We start from the raw sequence: 14,364 nt of genomic DNA, 5'->3' as shown, positions 1-14,364 counted from the left end.
GCTTAAAAAAGGATAATAAATGAGAAAAGAGTGGTGTCAAAAACGCCAAAACGACGCTACCCCAACTCAAATGTATTACGCCAAAAAGGGCATAATCACTGAAGAGATGGAGTATGTAGCCAAGATAGAAAAGCTTCAAGCAACCCAAATTCGAGACCTAATCGCAAGTGGAAAGCTCATAATCCCATCAAATATCAATCATCATCATCTAATTCCGATGGCAATAGGCAGAGCCGTAACTTGTAAAATCAACGCAAATATCGGATCAAGTGCGATAATCAGCAATATAAATGAAGAGATAGAAAAGCTAAATGTATGCTTAAAATATGGAGCCGATACCGTGATGGATCTAAGCACTGGTGGGGATTTAGATGCTATTAGAAAGGCTATAATAGCCAACTCAACCGTCCCGATTGGCACCGTGCCAATATACCAAATCATTCACGATATCAAGGATTTAGATAATCTCACACCACAAATTATGCTAGATTGTATCGAAAAACAGGCTAAACAAGGCGTTAGCTACTTCACTATCCACGCTGGATTTTTGCTTGAGTTTATGCCATTAGTGGCTAAACGCAAAATGGGAATTGTCAGCCGTGGCGGTAGCTTGATGGCTAGTTGGATGATGAAACATCACAAAGAAAATCCATTCCACACAGCCTTTGATGATATATGCGATATCTGTGCTAAATATGATGTGGCTCTATCTTTGGGTGATAGCTTGCGTCCTGGCTGCTTGGCTGATGCGAGTGACGCGGCTCAAATGGCCGAGCTTAAAGAGCTTGGCAATCTAACTAGAAGAGCCTGGGCCAAAAATGTCCAAGTAATGGTAGAAGGCCCTGGCCATGTGCCATTTAATCAGATTGAATTTAATATGAAAGAGGAGCAAAGACTTTGCGATGATGCGCCATTTTATATCCTTGGGCCACTTCCAACTGATATAGGCGCTGGATATGATCATATTACAAGTGCTATTGGTGGGACTATGGCTGCATATCATGGTGCTAGTATGCTATGCTATGTAACGCCAAAAGAGCATTTAGGCCTACCAAACGCAAAAGATGTAAGAGATGGGATAATAGCACACAAAATCGCTGCCCACTCTGCTGATATCGCCCTTAATAGACCAGGAGCTATAGATAGAGATCACGCTATGAGCGACGCTAGATATAAATTTGAGTGGAATAAGCAATTTGAATTAGCCCTAGATCCTGATAAGGCTAGAGAACTTCATGATGAGAGCTTGCCTCAAGATGTCTTTAAAGAAGCTGAATTTTGCTCTATGTGTGGGCCGAAATTTTGCGCTTATAAAATCAGCCAAGAGATAGCCAAAACTAGCTGTGAAAGCTACCCTACAAATGAGAGCAAAGATATATAAAACAAGGAAAATTTACGCCGCTACTATCTTGATAATTTTAGCGGCGATATCTATTTTATTAGCGAATTTTTTAAGTGCTTATGGGATTAGCGCTTTGATAATTGCTGTGATTTTGGGTGCTATTTTAGCCAATAGTAGCCAAAAAAGTGCGAATTTGATAGCTAGAAGTGGGATTTTGGCTATATCTACAAAGCAAATTCTAAGACTAGGCATTATCTTATATGGATTTAAAATCAGCCTTGATGATGCACTTAGTATCGGCTATGCTGGGATTTTAAGCGCTTTTATCATTGTTTTTAGTAGTTTTATTTTTGGATATTTTATCTGTCGTGTTTTTGGTATTGATAAGAAACTTTCAGTCTTAATAAGCTCTGGGTCTAGCATCTGTGGTGCGGCTGCTTTGATGGCTACTCAAAGTATTGTTAAAGCTTCACCAAATGCCGTGGCCATCGCACTTTGCTCGGTTGTGATATTTGGTAGTTTAGGGATGTTTGTATATCCATTTGTCCTTAGTGAAGCTCAAAATCTCAAAGCTGGATTTATAATCGGTGCTAGCTTACACGAAGTAGCGCATGTAGCTGGTGCTAGTGCCTATAATGAAGTAGTAGCCAATAACGCAATTATAATAAAAATGTTAAGAGTTCTAATGCTAGCGCCATTTTTGATAATTCTAAGCCTTGCTAGTGGATTTTTCATCGGCGAAAAATCAAGCATTAGGGCGAATTTCCCATATTTTGCTCTATGGTTTTTTGTAGCGTTGCTCTGCTCTGGATTTATAAATCCGCAAGTTAGAGAATTCATATCTTTAGTTGATAATTTCTTACTTAGTGTTGCGATGAGCGCCCTAGGGCTTACAATCACCAAAAAAGCTTTGAAAAATGCGAATTTAAAGGTATTTATCGCTTCTAGTTTGATATTTTTGTGGCTTATTGTTTTGGCTTTTGTCTTAGCAAATTTGCTATTTTAAATTTAAGAAATTTTTTAATATCTTTTTACCTTGAGCTTGTAATATAGACTCAGGGTGAAACTGCACCCCATAGCAACTATATTTTTTATGTTTGATAGCCATTATAATGCTTTTATTCTCCACTTTTATATCTGCTAAGATATCAAATTCAGCCGTATTTACAACTCGCAATGAGTTGTACAAAGCGATTTTTAATGGCTTTTTCACCCCTTTAAAAAGTGTGGATTTGCTAAATTCACACTCCACGCTCACCCCATGAAAAGGGCGTGGCATCCGCACCACTTCTGCGCTAAAAGCCTTAGCCAAACATTGATGACCTAAGCATATACCTAAAATCTGCTTTTTAGCCCCAAGAGCCTTAATAATATCCATACAAACTCCAGAATCATCAGGTGTGCCAAAGCCTGGTGAAATAATGATTTTATCAAATTTATTAGCATATTTTATAGCTTTTTTGGCTTTAGCAAAATCATTTTTGACTACCTTGACTTTAGCGCCTAACTCCTTTAAATAATAGACTATATTATAGGTAAATGAGTCATAATTATCTATTAGTAAAACTCTCATAACTCCACCTTGATAGCGCCACGAAGTGAGTTAATAGCGTAAATTTCTTTAGCATTTTTTAAATCATCTAAACCCAAAATCGCCTCTTTTATCTCGCCAAATTTCAGTAGCCTTTTGCGCAAAGTCCCATCTAGCATACCACAATCTAATTTTGGTGTTAATAGCTCACCACCGATATTTAAGACGATATTTGAGCGACTCCCCTCGCATAGCTCATCTCTTTCATTAAGATAAAAAATATCAAAAAGCCCATCATCTATAATCCGCTCATCTCTTAGCGTGGTTTTGTGATACAATAGATCATTACAAGAGTTTAGGCGGTTTTGGCTAATTGCGATTTTATGGGATTTAAGTGGGGGAATTTGAGTTTGAGTTATCTGATATTCGCCATTTTTATTAAGGGTTAAATTCACTCTTAAATCCACATTATCAGCCCTTAAATTAGCAAAAATATCTGTAAATTTATCTATACTCTCAAATCCGCCATTAATCCCACCAACTATATCGCTAAATTTCAATCTCTCTTCATCCATCTCGCAAAGCTCAAATCCCATAGGCAATTTAAATCCTAGCAATCTAGCACTATTTATCAATCTTTTTAAGTGATTTTGTAACAAAAATATCTTATCTCCACGTAGCAACATAGTCTCAAAAAGATTAAATTCAATTTTTGGTCTTAAAAAGCTACTTTTTAGCTCCAATTCAGCAAATTCATCATCGCACTTTGAGTCCCATACCACGCCACTCCCAACGCCATATCTATAATATTCATCTTTAGCCCATTTCTGAAGCGTTCTAATCGGCACGCTAAATTCCGCCCTTTTATCACTAATCACCCCCATCGCACCGCAATAAACCCCACGATCTCTAGCTTCTAAACGCTCTATAATACGCATTGTGGCAAGTTTTGGCGCACCAGTAATCGACCCACAAGGATAAACCGCTTCAAAAATCTTATTTAAATTTCTGCTCTTAAGCCTTGCTTTAAGCGGCGAAATCGCTTGAAATAGCGTTTTTAGCTTGATGATTTTCATCGGCTCTTTTAGCTTTAATGAGCCAATTTTGATAATCTTACTCATATCATTACGGAGCAAATCAACTATCATCAAATTTTCACTTCTATTTTTTGGGTCGTTTTTAAGCTTATTTTTTAAAACCCTATCTTCATCTTTATTTTGACCCCGTTTTATAGTGCCTTTCATAGGCGCAAAGGTGATTTTCTTGCCTTTTAATTTAAAAAACAGCTCTGGCGAAAATGATATTATCTCACAAAATTCACTCTTAAAATAGCCAAAATATCTACTCTTTTGCCTACTTAAAAGTGAGGTTATAATCTCCTTGCTACTAGCTTTGGTGGATATTTGTAGTTCATTTGTGAAATTTATTTGATAACTATTGCCACTGGCTAATTCATCTTTTATTTGATTAAATGCTTTTTCATACTCTTTTTTGGATAAATTTTTTACAATTTGCGGATAAAAATATGGCTTAAATATAGAGAATTCAAAGCTTTTTTTAGGTTTGAAAATCTCTTTATTTTTATAACCTTTAAAGTGCGCTATAGGGTAATTTGACGCTGTTTTGCTAATATCATAAATTATATAACCTACAAAATATAAATTTTTTATCTTTTGTATAGTTTTTAAAGCTTGATTAAGCTCATCTTTATTAAAGCAGATAAATTCGCTTTTTAAATCACGATATAAATATTTACCAAAAATGCTAAATTCACTCATATAATTCTCTATTTTAATTTAAAAAATTTTAGCCAAAGATTTATAATTTTTAGCTAATATACCTAAATTTTAAAAAGGACTAAAAATGGATGAAAAAATTCTAGACAGACTAAAAAGCGTGATTTACCCAGGCTTTAAAAAGAGCATTGTAGAATTTGGCTTTGTTAAATCCACAGATCCAAAGATCATAGTAGAGATCACCTCAGCCAAACCTGAAGTCGCTCAAACTATCAAAAATGAGATAGAAAAGCTAAATTTAAACAAAGAGATAGAGATCATCGCCCCAAAACCTCAAACCCAGCAATCAAATTCACAAAGCGGCAAAAATATCGCCCCACAGATTAAAAACTTCGTAATGGTAAGCAGCGGCAAAGGTGGCGTAGGTAAATCCACAACTACTTTAAATTTAGCCATTAGCCTAGCCAAACAAGGCAAAAAAGTAGGGCTATTAGACGCTGATATCTATGGGCCAAATATCCCAAGAATGCTAGGTGTCCAAGGCAAACAGCCCGAAGTCATAGGCCAAAAGTTAAAGCCACTTCAAACTCACGGAATCGAGATGATGAGCATGGGGCTTTTGATAGAAGAGGGTCAAGGATTAATGTGGCGTGGCGCTATGATTATGAAGGCTATAACTCAGCTTTTAAATGAAGTTGAGTGGGGAGAGCTAGATATCTTGCTTCTTGATATGCCTCCAGGCACCGGCGATGCACAAATCACCCTAGCCCAAAGCGTGCCAGTAACAGCTGGAATTTGCGTTACAACTCCGCAAACAGTCGCCCTAGATGACTCCGCTAGAAGCCTTGATATGTTCGAAAAGCTCCATATTCCAGTGGCTGGCGTGATAGAGAATATGAGTGGATTTATCTGCCCTGATAATGGCAAAGAGTATGATATATTTGGCAAGGGTGGAGCTGATGCTTTAGCTAGTGAGTATGATACCACGATACTAGCCCAAATTCCTATAGAACCATCTGTTAGAATAGGTGGTGATAGCGGAAGGCCAGTTAGCTTTTATGAGCCAAATTCAATTAGCGCTAAAAGATATGAAGAGGCCGCTACAAAGCTATGGGAGATTATAGAAGATATCAACGCAAATGGCGGTGCTGATAACTCAGCTATTCAGCCTGATATGAGTAGATCTGGCTGTCATTAATCAAATTTAAAAGGATAAAAAATGAAATACAAAGAGATCACAAACGAGAGCATTGCTAAGCTTATGGAGAGCTTTTATGAAGCTATTAGAGAAGATGAGAGCGGTCTTGGCGAGATATTTAATAACAAAATCGGCACAAGCGAAGAGGCGTGGGACGCTCATAAGGCTAAGATTGGTGAATTTTGGAAAGGGATGCTCATAGGTCAGAGCGAATTTAGAGGCAATCCTATGCAAGCTCATATGAATCTTGATCCATTTCCGCCTGAATATTTTGATAATTGGCTAAATTTGTTTAAAGAGAGCTTAGATAGCATTTATGAGCCTGAAATTGCTGATATGATCTTAATGCGCGCTCAAATGATCGCAAATAGATTTAAATCAGTTTTATACTCATAATTATATCCAGCCAAATTTGGCTGGATTTAGCTAAATATTATCTGCTATTCAAATTTAAAATCAAAATAATTTTTGCTCTTAAATAGATTAAACATATCTATAAATTGCTTAGAATCAAACTCAAAATTACTATAAATACTATAGGTCATTTTGCAATATGATATTTTATAACCAGAATCTTTAAATCCGTGATTGTTATAAAATTTACTGCGTTTGACTCTTTGTAAGTAATCAGTAGCTTTTGGATCTAAACTCTCAATCTCTAAGACAATTTGGCTAAAATTTGATTTTAAAATTTCTAAAATTAAACCACCAAAACCACGCCCTTGATACTTAACACAAACTGCTAAAAATGCTAAATAAGATATATTTTCATAGCTATATATAGCAGCATAACCTACAAACTCATTATCATTATAAAAAGAGAAAATAGATAGATTTTCATCATTTGCATATATGTTATTAGATAAATTTATTGGTGCTACTAGCTCATTTGAAGGGAAAACTTCTGAATTTAGCCTTAAAATATCTGTAAAAATATCGCTATTTATATCAACTAATCTACAATCCAAACTCATTTACAAACCTCATCAAACATCGTATTTATCGCATTTTTAAGCATATTATAAACGCTTTGAAAATCACTCATATCACCATAATACGGATCTGGAATTTCAGCCCCATCAAGCCCAAAATCCCCCATCAAAGCTACCTTATTGCCAAGCTTTAAACGCAAAATATTATCATAATTTTGCCTATCCATCGCTATAATCAAATCAAATTTAGAATCACTCCTATCAATTTGCCTACCTTTTAACATAGAGATATCAACTCCATTTTGCCGCCCGATCCTTATAGAGCGACTATCTGGTGGCTCTGATATATGATAATTGCTAGTCCCTGCCGAATCTATCAAAATATCTAAGCCACGCTCTTTGGCTGCCTTTCTTGCGATACCTTCAGCCAAAGGCGAGCGACAAATATTGCCAAGACATACAAATAAAATTGATTTAACCATTAAGACCTCTTATATTTTATTTTAAAATCAATTATTTTAATTGTTTTGCTTTTGCGTGATGGATGTGGCGGATAGCCATCTTTCCATTTATACATTTTTATATCATTCCAATTTTAATTTTTTTAAGAATTATATAATTCTACCACCATTTCTAGCCAAAAAGTTTGTAAAACCAAAATATTTCCTTAGTTTATAATTAAAATTATTTTGTGAATTATAACAAAACCAACATTATAATTCTAGGGAATTCTAGAATTCCCTAGTTCTATATTTGCTTTTATATCATAATTCTAGCTAGAATTGCAGACTATTTATTATCTGTTGTAAAAATCATTTAAAACATTAAAATAACTTTTGATAAAGCGATCTCGCCCTCTTCATAAAGGCATGATTTTTTAATCATCACTTTTTTCAATACGAGAGAGATATTTTACTGGTACCTCAAAAGTCATCATTTAGAGATATAAGCACTCCAAAACTCAAAATCATCATCCGCATCATCAACAAGCTTATATCCGCAAAGCTCGTATTCATAGTCGCCTTTTTTACCCTTTCATCAACTAATTCACCGTAGTATTTGCTTTCATCAGACAATAGGATTTGAAAGGAATTATATATATCAAAACAGACACTTTTATGTCGTATTAAAAAATATTTTTATCCAATCTTCTTTTTGCAGCTCAATGCTAGTTTTATTGCTTTTATCACCCTTTTTTCTATTTGCACTACCCATTCCGCCAGGGTGCGCTACAACATAGATTTTGCTTTTGTTATATTTTAAGCCATTTTGTGTTACAATAAAATGATTAAATGATGCAATTTTTGGTACTTCAAGCTCTAATGCTTCTAAAATAATCTCATAAGTCATCTTGCCAAGAGCTATGATATATTTGGGCTCTAGAATTTCTACAAGCTCTTTAAAAATCTCTTTATCTGTAGAAATTTCGGCTTTTGTAATGTGTGCTGAAGTATTTATTTTGCGATATCCTAGCGAAATGTTTGTAAAAAATAAATCGCTATATCGCTTTTTGTCTATATTAGGATAGCCGATGCTGGCAAATAATTCTACTAAATTTTTATCAGTTACAAAAGGTTTTAAACTATCTAAATATTGTATCTTTTCATATTCATTTGGACTTAGTGAATTTATCTTAGAAATGTTTTCTAGTGTTTTTCCACTGTCAAAATCTGTATTGCCCCAGTCTTGCCCCACAAGCAAGATACTTATTTTTGGAGTATCTATTTCATAGCCTAGACCTTGCCAATAAGTCCATAGGTTTATTGCTTTTTTACACTCATCACACCACTTGAAATTTGCGTGTTTTTTATATTCGTAATTTTGTCTTGCTCGTTCTATAAGGGATAAATACTTTTGTTTTTTATCTTTCATTTTTTGCCTTTTCTAAGCACTTTAGTAATTATAACAAACAAAACTAACCCCTTATTTCTTTTATATACCTCTCCATCTCCGCTAGTATATCATCGGCTAGACTGCTAGGCTCTATAACTTTGATATGCGGCAGGTAATAAAAAACAAGCGGTTTTATCTCCATTATATGTGTGATTTGAACTTCTATTTCTATACTGCCATCTTCGTTCTCACACATTATTTGTTGATTTGGCAGTGGTTTTCGCTCAAAGTATTTTTTGACCACTTTATCTATCCATAGCCTTACGATAAAGCTTTTCTCAGGGTCAAACCAAGCCGAATTAGCACTTTTAATGCGGTTTTCTAGGCTCTCATCTATCTTAAATTTACTAGGTAGAATTTTTATCTCTTTTATACTTTTTAGGTGAAATTTCTTAAGCTTTTCACCAGCCATTGTAAGCAGATACCAAAAGCCATCAAATAGCGCAATTTTAATAGGCGAGAGTCTGTGAGTTTTACTAAAATACAGTAGTTCTATTTCATTGCGACTTGCGATGACACTCTCTAGGTTTTCTATTAGCTCAATGTCTTTTTTCCCTAGCTTCTCAGCGCTTAGACTTACAAAAATCGGATGATTTAGCCCTTCGCTTATACCTTTTAGCAAACCATGAGCCTTTGAGTAGAACTCAGCCCCTACATTTTTTGCCATTTTATCAAGCACGGCTAGGATGATTTGATTTTCGTCTTTTGGGTCAATTTTACTCTCATCTATGCTCCACAGCCTACCATTTCGCACAGCTCCGTATTTGACTAGAACGCCATTTAAATCACGCTGGATGGTGCGCTCGCTCACTCCTAGCTTGTCTGCGATTTGGCTGGTGCTAAGTGGAGTTTTTACGATTAGCTTACAGATTTCATTTATGCGCCAAAAACGCTCATTTGGTTCTTTTTGTATTTCTTTCATGCTTTGCCTTTTTTAATTTTCAAAATTCTAACATAATAATGATATATTTCAAACTTGTAAGATAACAAAAACAAGAAAAGTAGCCAAGAGTAAAAAAGTAAAGCACTAAGCGGGAGTTGAACCTATATCTCCCTATGTTTGCAGTCCGCCTTGACTACATTGGCGCATTAACGCTTTAAGCCATGTTATAGCAAAATATTTTAAAAATAAAGGTAAAATTGTAAATTTTTACCTTTATCCTCAGCTAATTCTAGAATTCCCTATCTCACAAAGCCTAGTTTGTTGCCACTCTCGGCGTTTTTTATCTTTACTTCATCAGCCAAGCGTTTAGCAAAGTCATCGCTATCCTTTATAGGATAAAAGGCATTTGCTCTTTTAACCGCCGCAAAGTCGCCAGGGGCTAAGGCTCTTAGAGAGCTTACACACTCCAAAGCACCAGCGCTTATTTCAAGTCCTAAAAGCTCGCATTCTTTTTTAAATAATGCGCTAGCTTGCCAAGGCTTTAAATACCCAAACTCAATTTTCATATCAAAGCGCCTTAAACTCGCTTTATCAAGGCTTTCACAAAGGTTGGTTGTAGCGATAAAAACACCATTAAAGCTTTCCATTTGAACAAGCATTTCATTTACTTGACTTATCTCCCACGAGCGATTTGCGCTGCTTCTATCTTGCAAAAAGCTATCAACCTCGTCAAAGACTAGCACGGCTTTTTTATTTTTAGCCTCTTTAAAGGCATTTGCTATGTTTTTTTCAGTTTGCCCCACATACATACCTAGGATTTCGCTAGCTTTTTTGATAATTATTTCACAGCCTAGCTCGCTAGCTATAAACTTAGCATACGCACTTTTGCCAGTGCCAGCTACGCCATATAGGCAGATTCTAGCATTTGGTCTTTCTTTTATCCCTGCTACCATGGCTTGCGGGTCTACGCTAGTATTTATATAGCTAGTATCGTAGCTTTGCGGCAGTTCTGTACCCTTGATTTTTTTAGACTTTTTGCTCTCTATGCGTAGTTTGCCTTGGGCGTTTAGATTAGCATTTATTAGTGTAGTAAAGAGCTTATTTCGCTCTTTTTCATCTGTTACTTTTAGGGTATTTAGCACCTTGCTTGCGCTACTTATTAGAGCTGGGGCGATATCTTTGTTTTTGGCTAGTTTATTTATAGTTTTTTCGCACACAGCCCCTTTTGTGTAATTTTTTATTAGCTCTTTGCGCTTAGTTTTTGGTGGGATTTTAAACTCTATTACCATATCAAATCGCCTAATATACGCATTATCCATGCTATAAACATCATTTGTAAGCCAAAATGTAGGCACTATATTTTCTTCAAGCGTGCGGTTTATGAGAGCCTTTGAAATATGCCTATCTCTAAAAATATCCTCCACTTCATCAAACAAAATAACGCTATTTTTCGCTTCCAACAGAGCATTTGCACAAATTAAGCTAGAAAATCTCTGGGGTGAGTTTAGACTATCCCCATCATCATCGCAAAATGCCACCTCAAAAAGCTCTTTTTTAAGCCTGCTAGCAATAGCCTTACAAAACTCGGTTTTGCCAGTGCCAGGCAAACCATGAAGCAAGATATTTGCGCCTTTTTGGCAGTTTTTTAAATACTCTAAGATATCATCAGTCTTTATACTCAAATGCTCATAATCACTTATTTCAAGCTTTGGGCTAGAACACTTGCGCAAAATCCCAGCAAAAAGCATATCAATACTAGGCTTTTTAAGCTCTATTAAATTAAAAGGAAAATCATCATCGCAAAACTCTATCAAATCGTCAAAATCAGGTCTATAACGATTTTTATTAAGCTTAATTATTTTACAAGAAAGCAGAGCCGAGTTAGCCTTTAGCGCAGATTTTACTAGATTTAGCCTTACTCCAAGCACCTTTGAGATGAAAAAGCTTAGCTGGGAAGTATCCACCTTAATATCTCTCATCAGCTCTTTTAACACTCCTATAGACTTTGACGCAGCAAAAAACTCTAGCAAATCACGCTCAGTTTGACTTAGACCAAGAGTGTTTTTTACTAGCTCTAAGTTTGCGTTTAGGTTAGCATTAGAGCCTATTTTACCAGCCTCATTTAGCTCTTCAAGGCGTCTTAGCTCGTCTTTTAGCATTTTGCTTACCTTTGGAGCGTCTTTTTTCTCCAAATCACAAGGAATACCAAAAAGATTACAGCTATCATCATTTCTAATCACAAGGTCATAAACTCCATCGCACTCAAATATCGCTCTTAGTGCCCATAGCTTGATTTTATCTCTTAGACCAGTTGGCGTGTAAACTTTCATTTTAGCTCCTTTGAATTTTTATAGTATTATACAAGACTAAGCAGACATAAATTTGTCGTTTGTAGCATTAGATTTTTTAAAAATATTCCATGCTACGCAGTGTAAGGCACCGCCTAAACTAGCGATTTTTTGGCAGTTTATGCTAGATATTTTTGCCCCCACAAAAGCTCTAGCTATAAATTCCTTTGCTATTTCATCATTAGCACCGCCAAAGCTAGGCATGATGATATGCGAGCCTATTTGTAAGAAGTTTATATATGCCCAGTCGTATTCATAACAAGGCTTGGCAAAGCTCATCTGCTCCACGCTAAATCCATGGAATTCTAGAATTAGCTTTATATCTTGCGCTTCGCTAGGATAGCTATCAGCGTGGCTTGACATTAGAATTTTGTTCTTTCCGAAGTATTTGACAAAGCCATCACTATGTCCGTAAATATCGCCATTTTTATCGCTAGGGTGCGCTCTCCAAGGCAAGAAAATCAGCTTTTTGCCAAGCTCTTTTTCTAAGCGAGCTATAAACTCTTTGTCATTTTTGCTTCTAGAATTCTCAGCAAAAACCTTATCGCAGACCAGCGCATACTCGCCAGCAAAGACGATATTTCCACCATCAAAGACTATATCGCTAGGGCGGAATTCTAGTTTTATACTCTTAGCGATTTTGGCTTGGTCGCTGATATATCGCTCTTTGCCCAGCAGATAATCAGGGCTATATTTGTAGCCCCAAAAGCTATCTTTGCTCAGCTGAACTGGCATGAAATCACGCACCCAGATATCTCTCGTGCCATCTAAAAAATCCCATGCAATGCCAAGCTTATCAAAAAGCCCAGTTAGCTCATCGCAAAAGGGCTTAAAATCACTTCGCAAAAGCCTTGAGATATACACAAAGTTTGTATCAAAATCATTCATTTTTGCGCCTTTTTTTGTGAGATTATAACGGCGTAAAAATGTAGTAAAACTGAAAAATTTCTTATGAATTTCTTAGGGGAAAATTCTAGAATTCCCCTAAGAGAATTCTAGAATTCTAGTAAGTTATTTAGTTTAATTTTACTGTGTAGCGGTAAGGCTTTAGAGCACTATCAGCAAAAGCATTTATTATATTCTCTTTTCCTTTATCATTGTTAATTACATACCTATCTGATAGAATCAACTCAGCTCTTGGAGTTGAATATTTTTTTATTTCTTCTATGCTGCTTTTTATTCTATCAATTTCTTCTTTTCCTATAAAGCCTTTTATTATTTTATTGTTTTCGCATTTCCGTAAAATATGATGACGATAAGTTCTTGTAACAATATCGTTCAGTTTTCGATCTTTTAGGTCATGACCTGACTCTTCTTTTAAAAGAGGAAAATTTACTAAAAAATGCTCCGATTCTTCAAAAGCACTAAATTTATCAAAAAGTTCGTCAACAATATTTTTAGGGGCATCCGTTAGGTTTTTGCTGCTTGAATATCCACCCACTGGCTTTATTCCACGCAGTAAAATTCCGCCAAAAAAGGAATTATTTTCCAAAATCGCCTTATCGTCTTCAAAACTTAAATTGCTACCAAAACTTATATCTACGCCACTATCGTGAAAAAACCAATCGCCTGCCTCACAATTTCGTGGATAAGTGATAATATCCTCATGTCCATCGCAATAAAGGTAGAATTCTATATCCGTAATATAGTATTCTCTTATGCCTTTTACTATTTTTGTTTTTGTTAGTAGAATTTTGGCAATTTCATCAAATTTTTCTTCTAACCCATTAACTCCATTTTCTAGCAAAGACTCTTTCGTTAAAAGCTCTTTTAATTTAACTTTACTCATTTTCTTCCCTTTTTAGTTTTTGTGATTATAGCTAATTTTGTAGCTTTTTTATAAACCCAAGATATATCTAAAAAGCCTAAAAACCGACACACATTGTCGCTTTGTTTTGCTATAATTTTATATTAAAAAAGGAACAACAATGCAACTACTAAAATCATTTTTCAAAGCACATGAGCAAGACGATATCTATTTTGACCATAACGATTTAAAGGACTTTTTAGATATCGGCGGACTTTCTTATATCAAAGAAATCAAAGCAAATGAGCAAAGCATAGTCTTAAAAATCAAAGAGCTTTTTGATATAGAGAGCGAACTTTACAATCTAAAAAGCGCAAAAATAGCATTTATCCACATTAGCACTCGCCCTGATTTACCATTTGAGATAGCGCAAAACACCATAGAAACGATAAATGAGTGCTTAGGCAACAAGATTGATGATGTCTATATCGGCACAAACACAAGCCAAGAGCAAACAAGCGATACAATCACTTGTGGTATCATGCTAGGCGGAATAAAACAAAGAAAATAGCGCAAAATTTTATCGCAAAACTCTTGCTTTTTGGCTAAAATTGCGCTATAATTAAAATGATTTATGGGGAGACGCCTCCCCACTTTTACTCCACTAAGTTAATTTCAAATCCTTTTAAAATATCATCTAAAAAGGTTATGAGTTTGTTTGGATTTATACGCTTAATAGCAAAATCATTATTTT

Annotated in this window: 14 protein-coding genes; 5 read left to right on the top strand and 9 right to left on the bottom strand. The window is 35.4% G+C overall.

The window, feature by feature from the left end; all coding sequences use genetic code 11:
• Positions 1-19 precede the first annotated feature (19 nt).
• Together thiC and CIGNP85_RS04595 are read left to right on the top strand one after the other, a co-directional pair.
• Complete coding sequence (thiC, locus tag CIGNP85_RS04600; protein WP_086253570.1) at positions 20-1,381, top strand: phosphomethylpyrimidine synthase ThiC; 1,362 nt, start codon at positions 20-22, stop codon at positions 1,379-1,381.
• Entirely contained in the window at positions 1,362-2,348 is a 987-nt protein-coding gene (locus CIGNP85_RS04595) for a YeiH family protein (protein WP_086287176.1), read from the top strand. The genes thiC and CIGNP85_RS04595 overlap by 20 nt, the downstream gene beginning before the upstream one ends.
• Here the strand turns inward: CIGNP85_RS04595 and CIGNP85_RS04590 are convergent.
• Together CIGNP85_RS04590 and CIGNP85_RS04585 are read right to left on the bottom strand one after the other, a co-directional pair.
• Positions 2,340-2,915 (bottom strand): anthranilate synthase component II, encoded by a 576-nt coding sequence (locus tag CIGNP85_RS04590; RefSeq protein WP_086252300.1) that lies wholly within the window; start codon positions 2,913-2,915, stop codon positions 2,340-2,342. The two genes, CIGNP85_RS04595 and CIGNP85_RS04590, sit on opposite strands and share 9 nt — an antisense overlap.
• Entirely contained in the window at positions 2,912-4,651 is a 1,740-nt protein-coding gene (locus CIGNP85_RS04585; RefSeq protein WP_086287174.1) for a bifunctional chorismate-binding protein/class IV aminotransferase, read from the bottom strand. The genes CIGNP85_RS04590 and CIGNP85_RS04585 overlap by 4 nt, the downstream gene beginning before the upstream one ends.
• 85 nt (positions 4,652-4,736) lie before the next feature.
• Here CIGNP85_RS04585 and CIGNP85_RS04580 point away from each other — a divergent pair, with 85 nt between their 5' ends.
• Positions 4,737-5,807 (top strand): Mrp/NBP35 family ATP-binding protein, encoded by a 1,071-nt coding sequence (locus CIGNP85_RS04580; RefSeq protein ID WP_086229610.1) that lies wholly within the window; start codon positions 4,737-4,739, stop codon positions 5,805-5,807.
• Positions 5,808-5,828: 21 nt separating this feature from the next.
• Positions 5,829-6,203: a group III truncated hemoglobin gene (locus tag CIGNP85_RS04575; RefSeq protein ID WP_086229611.1), complete on the top strand. Its 375-nt coding sequence runs from the start codon at positions 5,829-5,831 to the stop codon at positions 6,201-6,203.
• Between the two features lie 44 nt (positions 6,204-6,247).
• On the opposite strand, the gene CIGNP85_RS04570 is transcribed toward CIGNP85_RS04575, so the two are convergent.
• The 7 genes from CIGNP85_RS04570 to CIGNP85_RS04540 all read right to left on the bottom strand — a co-directional run bounded on the left by CIGNP85_RS04570 (position 6,248) and on the right by CIGNP85_RS04540 (position 13,652).
• The gene (locus tag CIGNP85_RS04570) at positions 6,248-6,781 is read right to left on the bottom strand and encodes a GNAT family N-acetyltransferase (RefSeq protein WP_086244922.1); all 534 of its coding nucleotides are present in this window, start codon (positions 6,779-6,781) and stop codon (positions 6,248-6,250) included.
• Positions 6,778-7,221: a low molecular weight protein-tyrosine-phosphatase gene (locus CIGNP85_RS04565; RefSeq protein WP_086282874.1), complete on the bottom strand. Its 444-nt coding sequence runs from the start codon at positions 7,219-7,221 to the stop codon at positions 6,778-6,780. Before CIGNP85_RS04565 ends, CIGNP85_RS04570 begins: the two co-directional genes overlap by 4 nt.
• 634 nt (positions 7,222-7,855) lie before the next feature.
• The gene (locus CIGNP85_RS04560; RefSeq protein ID WP_086241560.1) at positions 7,856-8,611 is read right to left on the bottom strand and encodes a uracil-DNA glycosylase family protein; all 756 of its coding nucleotides are present in this window, start codon (positions 8,609-8,611) and stop codon (positions 7,856-7,858) included.
• A 43-nt stretch (positions 8,612-8,654) separates the two neighbouring features.
• A complete protein-coding gene (locus CIGNP85_RS04555) occupies positions 8,655-9,554 on the bottom strand; it encodes a helix-turn-helix transcriptional regulator (RefSeq protein ID WP_086241561.1) in 900 nt (299 codons plus the stop codon).
• A gap of 260 nt (positions 9,555-9,814) precedes the next feature.
• On the bottom strand, positions 9,815-11,845 hold the full coding sequence (locus tag CIGNP85_RS04550) for an AAA family ATPase (RefSeq protein ID WP_086287173.1): 2,031 nt from the start codon (positions 11,843-11,845) through the stop codon (positions 9,815-9,817).
• A gap of 36 nt (positions 11,846-11,881) precedes the next feature.
• A complete protein-coding gene (locus CIGNP85_RS04545) occupies positions 11,882-12,751 on the bottom strand; it encodes an agmatine deiminase family protein (RefSeq protein ID WP_086241563.1) in 870 nt (289 codons plus the stop codon).
• A 127-nt stretch (positions 12,752-12,878) separates the two neighbouring features.
• Positions 12,879-13,652, bottom strand: coding sequence for a hypothetical protein (locus tag CIGNP85_RS04540; RefSeq protein WP_086241564.1), 774 nt, complete (start codon positions 13,650-13,652; stop codon positions 12,879-12,881).
• Between the two features lie 139 nt (positions 13,653-13,791).
• On the opposite strand from CIGNP85_RS04540, the gene CIGNP85_RS04535 reads away from it, so the two are divergent.
• The gene (locus tag CIGNP85_RS04535) at positions 13,792-14,181 is read left to right on the top strand and encodes a hypothetical protein (protein ID WP_086241565.1); all 390 of its coding nucleotides are present in this window, start codon (positions 13,792-13,794) and stop codon (positions 14,179-14,181) included.
• Positions 14,182-14,364 lie beyond the last annotated feature (183 nt).

The sequence above is a fragment of the Campylobacter sp. P0085 genome, assembly GCF_002139495.1.
Taxonomy (GTDB): Bacteria; Campylobacterota; Campylobacteria; order Campylobacterales; family Campylobacteraceae; genus Campylobacter; species Campylobacter devanensis.
Note: the sequence above shows the minus strand (reverse complement) of the source record. Positions and strands in the feature narration are given on the sequence as shown.